Source organism: Kushneria aurantia DSM 21353, assembly GCF_000382245.1.
Taxonomy (GTDB): domain Bacteria; phylum Pseudomonadota; class Gammaproteobacteria; order Pseudomonadales; family Halomonadaceae; genus Kushneria; species Kushneria aurantia.
The window spans coordinates 161,713-176,878 of record NZ_KB907864.1 but is presented as its reverse complement, the minus strand read 5'-3'; the positions used below and the strand labels follow the sequence as shown (position 1 = coordinate 176,878).

Below are 15,166 nucleotides of genomic sequence, written 5' to 3'. Positions count from 1 at the left end.
ATTTTAAACCCCATTCAACATTGTAAAGCCCGGCTGTGGAATTCTCCCCGCCAGCGGCGTTAAATGGGACCAGATTCCTACTATTTATTTTTCGAGGTGCTGTCATGTCCGCCGAACGATCCCGACGAATCGACGCGACCGATATCTATCACAACACTCGCGCCGTGCGCCGCTGCTCGCTCGACCCCTCGATCCGCTGCCTGGCGGAACTGCGCGCCTCGCAGATCAACGGCGGCTGCGACAACTGCGAAAACCTGCGCGTCAGTGAAGCCGAAGCACTGGGCATCGACGCCGACAAACTGCGCGAACTGGCGCGCTGGGCGGATTCCGACCGCTTCAGCGCTCGCGAGCGCGCCGCCCTGGCCTGGTGCGAGTCCTTCACTCACTTCCGTCCCGTAGACAGCGGCACGCGCAAGCTGGCCATCACCACCTTTTCGCCCCGCGAACTGGCCGACCTGACGCTGGCCATCGAACTGACCGGCACCATGTCGCGTGTGGCGCGCCACATGGACACCCGGCAGAAGGGCTGAGCAGCGCCGACAGCACCGCTGCAAGCCCCTGCCCCACGGCTGCCCTCTCTACGGGCAGTCTCGTTGGCGTGTGTCTTTTATGGCACTGGCAACACCACCCCGCCTCCCTTACCATGGCTGTTACCGTCAACCTGAACGGCGCTGCTTGCGCGCGCCCTGTGCGTACGGGACACACCGCTCATGGCACCATCAGCCCATACCCTGCATCTCTCGCCGCACTGCCGGAACTGCTCGCTGAGTTCGCTGTGCCTGCCACTGGCGCTGTCGCCCGGCGACATCGAGCGCTTTGATAATATCGTACGCCGCCGTGCATCACTGGCCGCCGGCGAGACGCTGCAGCAACAGGGCGACAGCTTCGAATACGTCTACGCCGTGCGCAGCGGCAGTCTCAAGCAGACGGCGGTCGATGCCGAGGGCAACGCACAGATCAGCGGCTTCTATCTGCCCGGCGAGTTGATCGGCATGGACAGTATCGACAGCGGCGTATGGGCGGGGATGATCAGTGCCATGGAGCGTGCTGCCGTCTGCGAGATTCCCTTCGAACGCCTCGAAGAACTGGCCGCGCACCTGCCGGCGTTGCGCCGACAGCTCTATCGCGGCATGAGTCGCGAGATCGCCGGCGACCGACGGCTGATGCGCCTGCTCACCGGCCGCAGCGCCGACGAGCGTCTCGCCCACTTCCTGCTGGAGCTGACGCTGCGCCTTGATCGCGCCGGCGACAACCGCGACGCCGTGCGCCTGCCCATGCCGCGCCGCGATATCGCCACCTGGCTGGGGTTGGCGATCGAAACCGTCAGCCGCGTACTGAGCCGCTTTCAGGAACAGCAGCTGATAGCCGTACGCGGTCGCCGGCTGGAGATACTCGACCGGCCGGCGCTGGAGCGCGCCGCCGGCAGCGTCGACTGCTGCGGCCGGGGCGCCCCATCCTGATCAGGCTTCGAGGGCGTCGCTCTCCCGCAGCGCTTCAAGAATCACCTCGCGCAGGATCGGCAGGTGGCTCTCGTTCAGATTGCGCTCGGCGCTGATCAACGTCAGCCGCTGCTGTCGTGCCCGCGCCAGCAGCGGCTCAATATCCCCGGCGGTCAGCTCCTGACGATAGCGCCGCTCGAAGGTCGCCTGGTCGATCTCGCCGCCGCGCCAGGCACGCCGCAGCCGCGACGAAGGAGACACCGCGCGATACCATTTCTCCAGCGCCAGATCCTCCTCGCGCTTGCCCCGCGGCCATACCGGGTCGACCAGCCAGCGCGCCCCGTCGTGGTCCGAACTGCCCTGATAGACACGCTTTAAATGCACATCCCCGATCAACATATAACCCCCTGAAATCATAAGGTTGCCGCTATCGATCACGTTCTTTCGGATGGACCGTGAATAGAGCATACCCCGATCTTCGGGGCCTTGTCAGAGGGGGTAAATAAGCGCTGACCGATCCACCCGGGACTTTACCGGCTTCGACCCGGCGATGATTTTTTTATGGTATACGCCCCTTTGTTCATAGCGAAAAATGATGCTGGCGCCAAAGCGCAATAACCCCCTGCTGTTGCCGCTGCGCTGGTGGCGTGAAACGACCGGGGCGCCTTGACAACGCCGCCGGTTATCGATCCAGCCAGTCAAAAATGGCATGAGCCACATCGTCGGGGTGCTCTTCGTGTACCGACAGTCGGCCATGGGGTAACGACGCCGTATCCACGTCGGCAAGCGGCGACAGCGCTTTCATTTCGGCGCGCGAACGCGGCGGCATTGACTCGGTGATGACCACCAGCGCCCGCGCGCTGGATTTTTCCAGCGCCGCGACGAACGCCTCACGGGTTTCAAAGGGGTCCACCTCACCGGTCACGAAACGGATCGAGCCGTGGCGCGCGCCGGGCGTGCGCGCTACCCGCTGCTTGGCCGCCAGCCGCTCACCGGAGAGCCAGTTGGGGGTTTCGTAAACGTGCTCACCGGCCATGCGGCGGATGAACCAGCGGCTGACGTTGAGCCGGTAGAGCACTGCCCCGGCAACGGGGCGGTCGAACCAGCTGCGCAGATGGCCGAACCAGGGCTTGCGCTCTCCCGTCATGGTGGGTAGCGGCCCGCGCCAGGTCGGCGCGATCAGCACCAGCCGGTCGGCGGCTTCCGGGTGCGCCTGCAGGTGGCGCAGCACCGTCCCCGCACCGTGGCCGGCGGCGACGATCATCTCGGGCAGAAACACCACTTCATCGAGCAGCCAGCCGACGAAGTCGGCCAGCATCTTCGGGTTGGGCTCCAGGAAGGGGCGTGGGCGGTCACCATAGCCCGGCCAGTCCACCGAAATCGTAGCAAAGCGCGCTGCCAGCTTCTCCTGCAGGCCGTCCATTTCGTGACGCGTGGAGATGGTCGACAACGCCGGCAGCAGCAGCACCTGCGGCCCCTCGCCGCGGCGCGTTACCCCGACCTCGACGCTGCGTCCGCCCCACTCCCAGTGCAGGATCTGCTCGCTCTGATGCTCAGCGTTACTCATAGTGCAATACTCCGGTTGGACAATCGGGGCGGCGCGACAGGGTGACAATCTCTGCCAGGATAAGCAGTCTCGAACATTAAAACATTCCGGCCTGATTGCGACAGAAAGGAGCAGACAGTATGCAGATGGTGGCGGTGTACAGCATCAAGGGCGGCGTGGGCAAGACCGCCTCGGCGGTCAATCTGGCAGCCCGGGCGAGCCTTGCCGGGCATCGTGTCCTGCTGTGGGATCTGGACCCCCAGGCGGCGACCACCTTCTATCTGCGCAACAAGCCCCGAGTGCGCGGCGGCGGCGTGGAGAAGCTGGTCAAGGGCAAGGCGGCGCTGAACAAGGCCGTGCGCGATACGCCGCTGGACAACCTCGACCTGCTGCCGGCCAGCTTCGAATCCCGTGAGCTCGACCAGCTGCTCGAGGGCAGAAAATCAAGCCGCCTGCGCAAGGTGCTCAAACCGCTGTTCGAGGACTATGATCTGGTCATTCTCGACTGCCCGCCCAGCATCAGCACCCTCTCCGGCCAGGTGTTCTCCAGCGTCGATGTGCTGCTGGTGCCGGTGGTACCCACCACCCTGTCGCTGCGCACCCTCGAGCAGCTGCAGAACCACCTCGACCGGGAGGATATCGCCACGCCGGTGTGGCCCTTTTTCACCCTCGTCGACAAGCGCCGCAAGATGCACATGCAGACCATCGAGGACTTTCGGCAACAGTGGCCGGCACAGCTCTCCAGCATTATCCCCAACGCCAGCGTGGTCGAACGTATGGGCGTCGAGCAGGCGCCGCTGTCGAGCTTCGCACCACGCAGCGCCGCGGCGCACGCCTACCGGGAACTGTGGGAGGAGATCGAACGGCGGCTGTAAAACCCCGTTCAGCCCCAGTGGCTCAGCACCACGCCAGCCAGAATCAGGCCTCCGGCCAGCAGCCGTGCGCGACGCAGCGGCTCACCCAGCCACAGCGTGCCGATAGCGATGGCAAACAGCACGCTGGTCTCGCGCAGCGCGGCAACCAGCGCGAGCGGCGCCTGGGTCATGGCCCAGATGGTGATGCCGTAGGCGCTGATCGACAGCGCTCCGCCCATCAGCCCCACTCGCCAGTGCGCACCCAGTTGCGGCAACACCCGTACGCCGCGCATGACGATCAGCACCAGCAACATGGCGCTGCCGTCGAGCAGAAAGAGCCACACCACATAGCTGACGGCATCATGATTGGCGCGCGCACCGCTTCCATCGGCAAGGGTATAGCCGGCAATAAAGGCCGAGGTGATCAACGCATCGCGCAGCGCCGCCGCTGGCAGGCGCTGGTGGCGCCCACCGCGAAACGCCATGGCCAGAATACCCAGCACCAGCAGCGCAATACCGGCATAGCCCGGCAGCGAGGGCTGCTCGCTCAGGAAGAAAAGCCCTGCCAGCGTGACCAGCAGCGGCGCACAGCCCCGCGCGATGGGATAGACCTGGCCCAGGTCACCGCTGCGGTAGGCACGCACCAGAAAGACGTTATAGCCCACATGCAGCAGGGTAGAGACTCCCAGCCAGGGCCAGGCCGCTGGCCCCGGCAGCGCCACGAAGGCCACGCCGGCCAGCGCAATAAGACCGCAGGCGGTCTGGATCAGTGTGATGCTCAGCAGGCGGTCGAGCCCGACCTTGACCAGCGCATTCCAGCTGGCATGCATCAGTGCAGCGGCCAGTACGGCAAGAAAAACGGGGGTGGTCATGCGGTTTTCCCGGCGTCATCGAGGCAGGTATTGCCGCCCCGGACAGTAGTGTTACTGTCATTGAACCGTCACACACTACCGCATTCGGCGCAACCTGAAGCCCTCCGGACAGGCTCAGCGTCGCCCATGACCGAGCAGGCCCAGCGGCCGACGTGGGCTACAGGCTGCCGATCAGAACGCCGGCGGCAAACACCAGACCACCGCCCAGCACCACCTGGGCGGCGGCACGCCAGAAGGGGGTCTCCATGAAGCGCTTCTGAATCCAGGCGATCACCCACAGCTCGATGAAGACCAGCACAATGGCAAGCGTCGTCGCCGTCTGAAAGTGTGGAATCAGATAGGGCAGCGCGTGCCCCAGTCCTCCAAGGGTAGTCATGATGCCGGAGGCGAAACCACGCTTGACCGGCGAGCCGCGACCGGTCAACTTGCCATCGTCGGAAGCGGCTTCGGTAAAGCCCATCGAGATACCGGCGCCGACTGACGCCGCCAGACCGACCTGCAGGGTGGCCCAGGTATCGCCGGTGGCAAAGGCGGCGGCAAAGATGGGCGCCAGCGTCGACACCGAGCCGTCCATCAGGCCGGCCAGGCCGGGCTGCACATAGGTGAGAACGAAGTTACGCTTCGCGGTTTCACTTTCACTGGCGCGCGCGCCTTCACCGAGCATGGCCCCCTCGAGCCGTTCGGCGCGCTTTTCGTGGTCACGCTCGGCACGGGCCAGGTCGCCCAGCAGACGCCGCGTATCGGCATCCTCGCTGCGCTCCGCGGCGTGGGCGTAAAAGCGCGACGCATCGTGCTCCATTTCCCACGCCTGGGCGCGCACCCTGTCAAGATTGAGCTCGGCCATCAACCACACCGGCCTGCGCGTGATGAAACCACGCACATGCTCACGCCGAACGGGCACTATCAGGTTGCCAAAACGTGCGGCATAGCGGTCGATCAACAGGCGCCGATGCTCGTCCTCCTCCGCCGCCATGCCCTCGAACATGGCGGCAGAAGCGGGAAAATCATCACGCAGACGGTCCGCGTAGGCGGCGTAGATGCGGCTGTCCTCCTCCTCCGAGGAGATCGCAAGCGCCAGCATTTCCTTTTCTGTAAGCGAGTCGAAATCACGCCCGCTGGAGAGAAAGCGAAACAACATGGTCGTTCCTCCGAATGCTCGACTCTATAGTGTAACCGGCCGGCATTCACCGGCGCCGTTCAACGCCGCCCCGGCTCCAGAATCTCGCGCGCCACCTCGCGCCCGGTGGCGGTAAGCTGCAACAGTTCACCCTGGCGCTGGATATGGCCAGCATCCAGCGCCTGCAGTATCGCCCGCCGGGAACGCTCATGGCTCCACAGCAGGTGCTCGCGCAGTGCCCGGGCGACGTTCTCCTCACCCTGCTCGGGCTCGCCCTCGTGATTGTAAAGGTGCACCGCCAGGTTGCGGCTCTCGTTGAGGTGGCGCTGACGGCGGCGCTCGCGCGCCTGGGCCACCAGCCCGTAGCGCGGGCCAAATAGAAAGGCGAGCAGCAGGAAGACGCCGGTCATGGCCGCCATCATGCCACCGATCGACACATCCAGCCTGACGGCCAGGCCGTAGCCGCAGATGCTGGAGGCGATCGATACCGCCACGCCAATCGCCAGCATCAGCGCCAGGCGATCGGTGAGCAAATAGGCGGTGGATGGAATGACGATGACGAAGGCAACGAACAGCACCGCGCCCACCGCATCGAAGGCCGCCACGGCGGTGCCGCTGGTCAGCAGCAGTAGCGCATAGAACAGCACCCCGGGAGCAAAGCCCAGCGCCCTGGCCAGCGCCGCATCGAAGGTAGCCAGCTTGAGCTCCTTGAACAAAAGCCCCACGAAGAGCGCGTTGAGCAGCGTCATGGCGCCCATCGACAGCAGCGACTGCGGCACCTCGTAACCGCCCAGGGTGACGGTATCCAGCCACACGAAGCCGATCTCGCCGAGCAGCACGGTGTGGGTATCGATGTGAACGTTGCCGGCGTAGAGATTGAGCAGCAGCACGCCGATCGAGAACAGCAGCGGAAAAACCAGGCCGATGGCGGCGTCCTGCTTGACCCTTTTCGAGTTGACCAGCAATTCGGTGAGAAAGACCGTCAAAATGCCGGTCAGGGCGGCGCCGACGATCTGCACCGGGCCGCTCTGCTGATGCGTCAACAGCCAGACGATGACGATACCGAAGACGATCGAATGGCTGATCGCATCGGACAGCATGCTGGTGCCGCGCAGCACCAGAAAGGTACCCACCAGGGTCGCGGCGATACCTACCAGCGCGCCTACGGTCATGATCATGACGGCCGGATTACCCAGCAACGAGGCCAGCATCAGGTGACTCTCCCTTCCATGCGCGCCAGAATGTTCGCCGCCTCCTCGTGGCCGGCATCGGTCAGCATCCAGTAGCGTTCATGACGCGCTACCAGACCACGCTGCGCCAGGCGTTTCATGGCGCTGCGGGTGTGGGTACCGTGATAGCCGTCAAGCAGCCCCTGTTCGGAGCGAAAGTGGCTGTCACCGTGCGCCAGCGCCAGCCGGTGCAGGGTGGTCAAAAGCTGCTGGTGGCGCAGCCGGCGGCGCAGGCGCGACACCGCCTCCCACAAAAGCCCCCGGCGCGGCGCCAGCATCAGCGAGGCGATGACGAAAACGGAGACGCTGATAATGATCAGCGGGCCGGTCGCCAGACCGCGCCCGAGGGTACTGACCAGCGCGCCACACACTCCGGCAGCCATGCCGAACGCCGCCGACAGCGGCACCATCACCTCCAGCCGCGGGCTCCACTGGCGCGCCGCCACCGCCGGTGCAATCACCATCGCCGCCATCAGCACCACGCCGACCATCTGCAGACCGACCACCACCGCCAGCGCGATCATCACCGTCAGAATCACCTCCAGCAGCAGCACCGGCATGCCCAGTGCGCGGGCGAACCCGGGGTCGAAACAGACCAGCTTGAACTCCTTCCACAATAGCGCCACCAGCGTCAGCGCCAGCGCCGTCACCGCCGCCATGACGACCAGGTCGCTGCGCAGGGTGGCCGCCGCCTGGCCGAACAGAAAGGAATCGAGCCCGCCCTGGGAGGCGTTGTTCATGCTCTGGATGAAGGTCAGCAGCACCACGCCGAGGGCAAAGCTGGTGCTCAGCACGATGCCCAGCGCCGCATCGGTCTTGAGCCGGCTGTAGCGGGTCAGCAGCAGCACCATCAGTGCCGCCCCCGCGCCGCTGCCCAGCGCCCCGGCCATGATGCTGCCCATCTCGCGGGAGCCGGCGATGATGAAACCAAGACAAACCCCCGGCAGGGCGGCGTGAGAGAGCGCATCACCCAGCAGGCTCTGCTTGCGCAGCACCGCGAAGCTGCCCAGCACGCCGCTGATGGCGCCCAGCAGCAGCGCGCCCATGACCACGTTCTGCAGGGTGTAGTCATTCAGCAGGACGGCAAGACTCATGACGTGCGCTCCCTGACATCGGCGCCGGCTGCATCTGCCCTGTCGGCCCCGGTATCCACGGCCTCGTCATGACCGCTCTCGCGGCCCTCGCTGCCGGCACGGCTGATGAAGGCCTCGCTGTCGAGCAGGGCGATCTGACCACCGTAGGCGCTGCGCAGATTGTCGGCGGTATAGGTGCTCTCGACCGAGCCCTGGGCCACCACCCGCACGTTGAGAATCAGCAGCCAGTCGAAATAGGTACGCACCGTCTGCAGATCGTGGTGGACCACGATCACGGTCTTGCCCTCATCGCGCAGGCGACGCAGGATGTTGACGATGGCCCGCTCGGTGGTCGCGTCCACCCCTGCCATGGGCTCGTCGAGGAAGTAGATATCGGCGTTTTGTACCAGCGCCCGGGCCAGAAACACGCGCTGCTGCTGGCCGCCGGAGAGCTGGCTGATCTGGCGCCCGGCAAAATCCTGCATGCCGACCATCTCCAGCGCCTCCATGGCGCTGCGCCGCTCTTTACGCCCCGGCCAGCGCAGCCAGCCGAGCCGCCCGTAGAGCCCCATGGTGACGACATCCAGCGCGGTGGTGGGGAAGTCCCAGTCGACGCTGGAGCGCTGCGGCACATAGCCCACCCGGCGACGCTGCGCCCTGTAGGGGCGGCCAAACAGCGTGACGTGACCGGCGATGGGCGGGATCAGACCCAGCACGCTCTTGATCAGGGTGCTCTTGCCGGCGCCGTTGGGGCCGACGATGGCCGCCATCACGCCGGGCGGAATATCGAAGTCGATATCCCACAGCACCGGCTTGCCGTGGTAGCTGACGGTCAGGTCCTCGACATGCAGCGCCAGCTCGGGTTCGTGAAGATGATCGGACATAGAGGGTTTCTCCGCTGAAAGCGCAATGACAGCGGGCGCCAGCAAGTGCTCGCGCCCTGATGGCGACCTGCCGTGACGACAGTCGCGATGTCGTCGTGACAGGTGCGCCATTACTGCCTGACGTTACTGGCCGGCAGCGTCGCCGACCTGCCACTGCTGCGCCCAGTCGCCAAGCGCTGCGGGCAGCGGCGGTGTCTCGCCACCCAGCGCCTTCACGATGCGCGTGGTGTTGGTGTAGAGCATACCGATGTAGGTGCCGCCCATGGTGCCGGACTCGCCCATGGCATCGGAGTAGAGCTCGCCGCCGATCTCCACCTCATGGCCCTGCTGGCGGGCGGCGTCGATCACCGCCTGAACGGTGCGCGGGTTGATGGTGCTCTCGATGAAGATCGCCGGCACATTGCGCTCGCTGACGACATTGGCCATGTCACGAATATCGGCGACGCCGGTTTCGGTCTCGGTGCTGATACCCTGAATGCCGGCCACTTCGATATCATAGGCACGCCCGTAGTAGTTGAAGGCATCATGGGCGGTGACCATGATGCGCTGCTGCTCGGGGATACTCGCCACGCTCTCCTCGATCCAGCCATCCAGCGCCTGAAGCTCGTCGCGGTACGCCTCGCCGTTGGCCTCGAAAGTGTCGGCGCAGTCGGGGCGCTGTTCGCTGAACTGCGCGACCAGGGTAGGCACCAGATTGGACCACAGCCCGACGTCCATCCACAGGTGGGGATCGATCCCGTAGATATCCTGCACCGTAATCAGATCGCCGGGATCGATCGACTCCGGCGCCATCGCCACCGTCGGCTTCATCTGGCCGAAGCGCTCCAGGACGTCACCCAGCTGCCCCTCCAGCGAATAACCGGCGTAGAGGATCATGTCCGCCTGCTGCAGCGCATTCACGTCACCGGCACTGGCCTGATAGAGGTGCGGATCAACGCCCGGCCCCATCATGTTGGTCACCTCGACACACTCACCGCCTACCTGCTGGGCGACATTGCCGATCATGGCGATGGTGGCCATCACCTCGAGCGGCTGCGACTCGGGCTCGGCCTGTGCCGGTATGGCCAGCGTGGCCAGCGCCCCGGCCAGCAGCGTGGGTAGTGTCGTGCGCATATTTAAACTCCGGTTAATTATCAAAACATGGGTTACCATTGATAACACCGGCTAACGCAACTGTGAACACCCGTTAAGGTAAAAACAAGTTTTCCTGCAGCCTCTGTCACCGCCTTCATTTGCAGCCTTTATGATGTACCCTCCGCCGTATCAGGGAGCTCATTTCATGCGCATGTCCCCTCTGCCGCCGCTCAACACCCTGATTGCCTTCGAAGCCGCGGTACGCCACATGAGCTTTACCCGCGCCGCCACGGAGCTGAATCTGTCACAGAGCGCCGTCAGCCGCCAGATCACCGACCTGGAGCAGTTTCTGGGCCGAACCTTGTTCATTCGTCAGCAGCGTCAGCTGTTATTGACCCGCGCCGGTGAAATCTATGCACATCAGGTGCGCGATATGCTGGAAACCTGTACGCACGCCACCGCAGAGGTCATGAAAAGCGTCGGCGAAAACGAGCTGACGGTAGCCTGTACGCCTGGCGTGGCGCAGTTCTGGATGACGCCGCAGCTCAGCCGTTTTCGCCGCGAACATCCGGACATCCAGCTGCGTCTGATTGTGCGCAAGGACTTCGCTTCACTGAGCTCCTTTGAATTCGACCTGGGGGTTTATTATCTGCCCGGCAGCACACTCCACGGCTTCGATACCACGCTGCTGATTCCCGAAGAGGTCCACCCGGTCTGCTCGCCGGGCTATCTGGCAGCGTGCCGCCGCCGGCTGGGGCTGGATAGCAGTGAACTGCTCGGCCCCGCTCAGTTGAACGCCGAGACCCTGCTGGTACTGGAGGATTCCCGCAGTATCTGGCTCTCCTGGCCGCAGTGGTTTGCCTGTAACGGTCTGCTTGAACCGCGCCTGCATCACAACACCATGACGTCCAATCACTACCCCTCCCTGATCGAGATGGCCGCTCTTGGCGACGGCATCGCACTGGGCTGGCGGCATATCATCGACAGCCAGATCGCAACCGGCCGCCTGGTACGCGCCTCGCATCATTCAGCCAGCCACGGCCAGGGTTACTATCTGATCACGCCCGCCGAGCGCCATCGAAATCATGCTACCCGCCTGCTACATCGCTGGCTTCTGGCCAAAGCGCCGGACCGAGCATGACCGCCATGCGCTGCACGCATTCATGCATGCGTTTTTTGCACTTTCCTCCCCGCCGGATATCTCAATAGGCTCGAAAACCTCCGGATAACCACAATGACGGGAAGGTTTCATGAGCACTCATCAACGTCTCCTGCTACGTAATGCCAGACTGGTCGATGGCAAGCGTTCACAGCCGGTCGACGGCATCGAGGTACTGATCGAGGGCGAACGCATTGCCCGGGTCGCCTTCGAACCCATCGCGGCCGAAAACGCCCGTGTCATCGATCTTGGCGGTCGCACGCTGATGCCGGGACTGATCGATTGCCACGTCCATGTGGTCGCCACCACCGCCGACCTGGGCGCCAATGCGCTGCTGCCCGACTCGCTCGTTACCGCTCGCTCGGCCCACATTATGCAGGGCATGCTGGCACGTGGCTTCACTACCGTACGTGACGTGGGCGGCGCCGACCGTGGCCTGCAGCAGGCGGTCGCCGAAGGTCTGCTGGCCGGGCCGCGACTGGTGATCTGCGCCAAGGCCCTCTCCCAGACCGGGGGTCACAACGACTATCGCGGCTTCTTTGATGAGCGCGACGCGCAGTACCAGCGCCGCCGATTGGGTTCGATGGGACGTATCTGCGACGGCGTCGAAGCGGTGCGACTTGCGGTGCGTGAAGAGATCAAAAGCGGCGCGCAGTTCATCAAGGTGATGGCCAATGGCGGCGTCTCCTCACCCAGCGACCCGATCGATTTTCTGAGTTTTTCGACGGCAGAGCTTGCCGCTATCGTCGAGGAGGCCGGCAACGCCCAAACCTATGTCAGCGGTCACCTCTATACCGACGAGGCGATTCGCCGCGCCGTCGAGGCCGGTTTCCTGTCGCTGGAGCACTGCAACCTGATCACCTCGGATACCGCCCGACTGGCAGCGTCCAGCGGCGCGATCGCCTGCCCCACGCTGGTGACCTACGAGATGCTCAAGCAAGAAGGCGCGCAGTACGGCCTGAAAGAAGCATCGCTGGCCAAGATCGACGACGTGCGTCTGGCAGGGCTTGAAAGTCTTGTCACCATGCGCGAAGCCGGGCTGCCGATGGCCTTTGGCACCGATCTGCTGTGGCAGCGCGCCACGCCCGTTGCTGCCCTGATGGCGATGATTACAGGCGGCGCGATGACGCTCATCTGGGAAATCGCGCTGGGCAAGCCGCTGGGCTGGAACAGTGTGCTGGTAGCGATGCCGCTGGCTTCGCTGGTACTGATCGGTGTCAGTCTTGCGACCCGGCCACGGCTCGCATAAGCAAACTCGCTGATACCGGCTCTCCATACGCCCCGGAAAAACTAGCGAAAACTAGCGTTTTTCTCTAGACTTCGCTATACATCGCTAGTGCTCATCCTGGAAATGTTGTATGGACCCGTTCAGCAACCCCTTCGCTCCCGGTGCCGGAAGCCGCCCCCCGGAACTCGCAGGACGGGATCCTATTCTGCAGACTGCCAGAATATCGTGCGGGCGTGCCATCAGGGGGCGCGCGGCACGATCAATGATGCTGCTGGGCCTTCGAGGCACCGGAAAAACGGTGCTTTTAAGCGAAATTGGCCGTATCGCCGAGAGTGAGAAGTTTCTCGTTTCAAGGATCGAAGCGCCCGAAGAAACCAACCTGGCGGCTCTTCTACACCCGGAAATGCGCAAGATCTCTCGGGCATTATCAGGCATCGAGGCAGCCAGGCATCATGCTTCACGCGCCCTTGGGGGGCTGCGCAATTTCGCCTCGGTGTTCAACATCGAAGTCGCCGGTGTGAACGTTGGTGTCGAACCACCCTCCGAACCGGGCATGGCAGAGAGCGGCGATATGCAGCACGATCTGCCTGATATCTTTGACCAGATTGGCCGAGCGGCACAAGCTGCGGACAGGGGCTGGGTACTTCTGATCGATGAAATCCAATATCTCTCTCGGCAGGACCTCTCGGCTCTGATTGTCGCGCTTCACCGTATGTCACAGGACGGACGCCCCATCATTTTCATAGGCGCCGGATTACCGCAAGTAGCACGTCTCGCGGGGGAGGCGAAGTCCTATGCGGAAAGATTATTCAGCTATCCTGCTGTGGGTCCTCTGGATGAGGAAGCGGTGACAAAAGCGATCGAGAAACCCATCAGGGATGAAGGGGCCTCTATCTCTCGGGAAGCAGTGGCAGCAATATTCGACATGACGAAGGGTTACCCCTTCTTTCTGCAGGAACTTGCTTCCTTCGCCTGGAACAACGCGCGGGGAACCGAAATCGATGAGAGTGATATCCATGCGTCTCATGCAGAAACTATCAGCTCTCTGGACAACGGTTTCTTTCGTGTGCGCCTGGACCGTCTTACCAAAGCAGAGGTCAGTTTTGTCAAGGCAATGGCGACTCTTGGCGACGGACCTTATCAGGTCTCCGATATTGCCAAAAGAATGGAACGTACGCAGAAGTCAATCGGTCCGGCTCGCGCAAGCATCATCTACAAGGGGATGATTTACAGCACCGATCACGGCTACCTTGATTTCACCGTTCCGCTTTTCGCTGATTTTATCAGGCGAAAACACAGCCCTGACGGTTGATCAAACCTCCTTTTACGGACCAACGTCCCTGTATCGCCGGGTCTACTATCCCCGCGCCATTACTACCCGGGGTGCTACATCGCCCGGAATCTACCAAACCCGGGTAACACCATGAGGAGCCGTCCATGCTGTCACCCACCGAATCAGAGTTTCGTACGCCGGGGCGTTTCTCCTTTACGCTGATCGTGGCGGCCTTTCTGATCGCCATGATCGGCCCGACCCTGCCCACACCGCTCTACCCCATCTATCAGACGCAGATGGGCTATTCGCAGATCATGATCACGGTGATCTTCGCCGCCTATGCGCTTGGCGTGATCGGCGCCCTGATCGCCTTCGGCAGCTGGTCCGATCAGTTGGGACGCCGCCGGGTGCTGCTCGGCGGACTGACCTTCGCGATACTCAGTGACGCGATCTTTATCGCCAGCCCCGAGCTGACGCCGCTGCTGATCGGCCGAGTACTGTCGGGCGCCTCGGCGGGCATCTTTACCGGTACCGCCACGGTGGCGGTGGTCGAGCAGGCACCGCCCGAATGGAAAAACGGTGCCACCCTCGCCGCCACCGCCACCAACATGCTGGGCATCGGCCTGGGGCCTGTATTTGCCGGCGTGCTGGCGCAGTACGTTAGCTGGCCGCTGCATCTCCCTTACGCCCTGCACCTTGTCGCCTGCCTGCTGGTCGCCGCGGGGGTGTGCTACGCACCGGAAACGGTGCGCCCGCCGCAGCGCCTGCGCCTGCACGTTCAGCGACTGGCACTGCCTGCCGAGGTACGCCGCGTTTTTATTCCCGCCGGCATCGCCGGTTTTGCCGGTACCGCCGTGCTGGGGCTTTTCACCGCCGTGCTGCCAGCGGTAGCGCAGCAACTGCTGGGTATTCATAACCTCGCACTGATCGGGGCGATCATCTTCGTACTGTTTCTCTCCTCGGCGCTGGGGCAGGCGTCGATGACGCTGATTGCCACCCGACAGCGGCTGATCGTCGGCTGTGCGGTTCTCGCCGTGGGGGCGCTTTTGCTGTGCACGGCGGTAGCCCTGTCGTCGCTCGCGCTGACGCTTGGCGGTGCGGTCATCGCCGGGCTGGGCCAGGGGGTAGCGCTGCGCTCGGGGCTGGGCGAGGTGGTCAGCGCCGCGCCCGCCCGACAGCGCGGCGAGGTGACCTCGACGTTTTTCGTGGTGATCTATGTCGCCATCTCACTGCCGGTGGTCGGGCTGGGGATTACTATCCACCTGATCGGTCTACAGAGCGCCGGCATCGCCTTTGCACTACTCGTCGCGGCGCTGGCACTGATCGCCATGGCGCTGCTGATCCGCCTGCGCCGTCTGCGCGCCGCCGGCGCGCACTGACAGACCAGGCGGCGGCGGTTAGGCTATGCTGATGCCCAT

General features: G+C 63.8%; 15 protein-coding genes. 7 read left to right on the top strand and 8 right to left on the bottom strand.

The features are described 5' to 3' along the window. The first annotated feature begins 104 nt into the window (after window positions 1-104). Window positions 105-530 (top strand): carboxymuconolactone decarboxylase family protein, encoded by a 426-nt coding sequence (locus H146_RS18370; RefSeq protein WP_019950525.1) that lies wholly within the window; start codon window positions 105-107, stop codon window positions 528-530. 180 nt (window positions 531-710) lie between these two features. Next, a complete protein-coding gene (locus H146_RS0103785) occupies window positions 711-1,460 on the top strand; it encodes a helix-turn-helix domain-containing protein (RefSeq protein ID WP_019950524.1) in 750 nt (249 codons plus the stop codon). Here the strand turns inward: H146_RS0103785 and H146_RS0103780 are convergent, their stop codons facing one another. Together H146_RS0103780 and H146_RS18365 are read right to left on the bottom strand one after the other, a co-directional pair. Beyond that, window positions 1,461-1,838 (bottom strand): DUF488 domain-containing protein, encoded by a 378-nt coding sequence (locus H146_RS0103780; protein ID WP_033195432.1) that lies wholly within the window; start codon window positions 1,836-1,838, stop codon window positions 1,461-1,463. A gap of 283 nt (window positions 1,839-2,121) precedes the next feature. After that, window positions 2,122-3,006, bottom strand: coding sequence for an alpha/beta fold hydrolase (locus tag H146_RS18365; protein WP_019950522.1), 885 nt, complete (start codon window positions 3,004-3,006; stop codon window positions 2,122-2,124). Window positions 3,007-3,125: 119 nt separating this feature from the next. On the opposite strand from H146_RS18365, the gene H146_RS0103770 reads away from it, so the two are divergent. After that, the gene (locus H146_RS0103770) at window positions 3,126-3,860 is read left to right on the top strand and encodes a ParA family protein (protein ID WP_019950521.1); all 735 of its coding nucleotides are present in this window, start codon (window positions 3,126-3,128) and stop codon (window positions 3,858-3,860) included. A gap of 8 nt (window positions 3,861-3,868) precedes the next feature. Here the strand turns inward: H146_RS0103770 and H146_RS0103765 are convergent, their stop codons facing one another. From H146_RS0103765 to H146_RS0103740, 6 genes are all read right to left on the bottom strand, one after another. Beyond that, on the bottom strand, window positions 3,869-4,711 hold the full coding sequence (locus H146_RS0103765; RefSeq protein ID WP_019950520.1) for an EamA family transporter: 843 nt from the start codon (window positions 4,709-4,711) through the stop codon (window positions 3,869-3,871). A 157-nt stretch (window positions 4,712-4,868) separates the two neighbouring features. Beyond that, complete coding sequence (mbfA, locus tag H146_RS0103760; RefSeq protein WP_019950519.1) at window positions 4,869-5,849, bottom strand: iron exporter MbfA; 981 nt, start codon at window positions 5,847-5,849, stop codon at window positions 4,869-4,871. A 59-nt stretch (window positions 5,850-5,908) separates the two neighbouring features. Further along, window positions 5,909-7,039, bottom strand: coding sequence for a metal ABC transporter permease (locus H146_RS0103755; RefSeq protein ID WP_019950518.1), 1,131 nt, complete (start codon window positions 7,037-7,039; stop codon window positions 5,909-5,911). Continuing rightward, the gene (locus H146_RS0103750) at window positions 7,039-8,151 is read right to left on the bottom strand and encodes a metal ABC transporter permease (protein WP_019950517.1); all 1,113 of its coding nucleotides are present in this window, start codon (window positions 8,149-8,151) and stop codon (window positions 7,039-7,041) included. The genes H146_RS0103755 and H146_RS0103750 overlap by 1 nt, the downstream gene beginning before the upstream one ends. Then, window positions 8,148-9,014 (bottom strand): metal ABC transporter ATP-binding protein, encoded by an 867-nt coding sequence (locus H146_RS0103745; protein WP_019950516.1) that lies wholly within the window; start codon window positions 9,012-9,014, stop codon window positions 8,148-8,150. Before H146_RS0103745 ends, H146_RS0103750 begins: the two co-directional genes overlap by 4 nt. Window positions 9,015-9,137: 123 nt before the next feature. Next, window positions 9,138-10,127 carry a metal ABC transporter solute-binding protein, Zn/Mn family gene (locus H146_RS0103740; protein WP_019950515.1) on the bottom strand — a complete coding sequence of 330 codons (990 nt, stop codon included), beginning with the start codon at window positions 10,125-10,127 and terminating at the stop codon, window positions 9,138-9,140. Window positions 10,128-10,293: 166 nt separating this feature from the next. Here H146_RS0103740 and H146_RS0103735 point away from each other — a divergent pair, with 166 nt between their 5' ends. The 4 genes from H146_RS0103735 to H146_RS0103720 all read left to right on the top strand — a co-directional run bounded on the left by H146_RS0103735 (window position 10,294) and on the right by H146_RS0103720 (window position 15,127). Continuing rightward, window positions 10,294-11,229, top strand: coding sequence for a LysR substrate-binding domain-containing protein (locus H146_RS0103735; protein ID WP_019950514.1), 936 nt, complete (start codon window positions 10,294-10,296; stop codon window positions 11,227-11,229). Between the two features lie 109 nt (window positions 11,230-11,338). Then, the gene (locus H146_RS0103730) at window positions 11,339-12,496 is read left to right on the top strand and encodes a metal-dependent hydrolase family protein (protein WP_019950513.1); all 1,158 of its coding nucleotides are present in this window, start codon (window positions 11,339-11,341) and stop codon (window positions 12,494-12,496) included. 109 nt (window positions 12,497-12,605) lie between these two features. Further along, entirely contained in the window at window positions 12,606-13,787 is a 1,182-nt protein-coding gene (locus H146_RS0103725) for an ATP-binding protein (RefSeq protein WP_026351727.1), read from the top strand. Window positions 13,788-13,912: 125 nt separating this feature from the next. Then, window positions 13,913-15,127 carry an MFS transporter gene (locus H146_RS0103720; RefSeq protein WP_019950511.1) on the top strand — a complete coding sequence of 405 codons (1,215 nt, stop codon included), beginning with the start codon at window positions 13,913-13,915 and terminating at the stop codon, window positions 15,125-15,127. Window positions 15,128-15,166: the final 39 nt, after the last annotated feature.

Excerpts from the sequence above, each read along its gene's own strand:
- H146_RS0103740 (WP_019950515.1), bottom strand. The coding sequence starts at position 10,127 with ATGCGCACGACACTACCCACGCTGCTGGCCGGGGCGCTGGCCACGCTG.
- H146_RS0103785 (WP_019950524.1), top strand. The coding sequence starts at position 711 with ATGGCACCATCAGCCCATACCCTGCATCTCTCGCCGCACTGCCGGAAC.
- H146_RS0103745 (WP_019950516.1), bottom strand. The coding sequence starts at position 9,014 with ATGTCCGATCATCTTCACGAACCCGAGCTGGCGCTGCATGTCGAGGAC.
- H146_RS0103755 (WP_019950518.1), bottom strand. The coding sequence starts at position 7,039 with ATGCTGGCCTCGTTGCTGGGTAATCCGGCCGTCATGATCATGACCGTA.
- H146_RS18365 (WP_019950522.1), bottom strand. The coding sequence starts at position 3,006 with ATGAGTAACGCTGAGCATCAGAGCGAGCAGATCCTGCACTGGGAGTGG.
- H146_RS0103735 (WP_019950514.1), top strand. The coding sequence starts at position 10,294 with ATGCGCATGTCCCCTCTGCCGCCGCTCAACACCCTGATTGCCTTCGAA.
- H146_RS18370 (WP_019950525.1), top strand. The coding sequence starts at position 105 with ATGTCCGCCGAACGATCCCGACGAATCGACGCGACCGATATCTATCAC.
- H146_RS0103780 (WP_033195432.1), bottom strand. The coding sequence starts at position 1,838 with ATGTTGATCGGGGATGTGCATTTAAAGCGTGTCTATCAGGGCAGTTCG.
- H146_RS0103765 (WP_019950520.1), bottom strand. The coding sequence starts at position 4,711 with ATGACCACCCCCGTTTTTCTTGCCGTACTGGCCGCTGCACTGATGCAT.
- H146_RS0103750 (WP_019950517.1), bottom strand. The coding sequence starts at position 8,151 with ATGAGTCTTGCCGTCCTGCTGAATGACTACACCCTGCAGAACGTGGTC.
- mbfA (WP_019950519.1), bottom strand. The coding sequence starts at position 5,849 with ATGTTGTTTCGCTTTCTCTCCAGCGGGCGTGATTTCGACTCGCTTACA.
- H146_RS0103725 (WP_026351727.1), top strand. The coding sequence starts at position 12,606 with ATGGACCCGTTCAGCAACCCCTTCGCTCCCGGTGCCGGAAGCCGCCCC.
- H146_RS0103720 (WP_019950511.1), top strand. The coding sequence starts at position 13,913 with ATGCTGTCACCCACCGAATCAGAGTTTCGTACGCCGGGGCGTTTCTCC.
- H146_RS0103730 (WP_019950513.1), top strand. The coding sequence starts at position 11,339 with ATGAGCACTCATCAACGTCTCCTGCTACGTAATGCCAGACTGGTCGAT.
- H146_RS0103770 (WP_019950521.1), top strand. The coding sequence starts at position 3,126 with ATGCAGATGGTGGCGGTGTACAGCATCAAGGGCGGCGTGGGCAAGACC.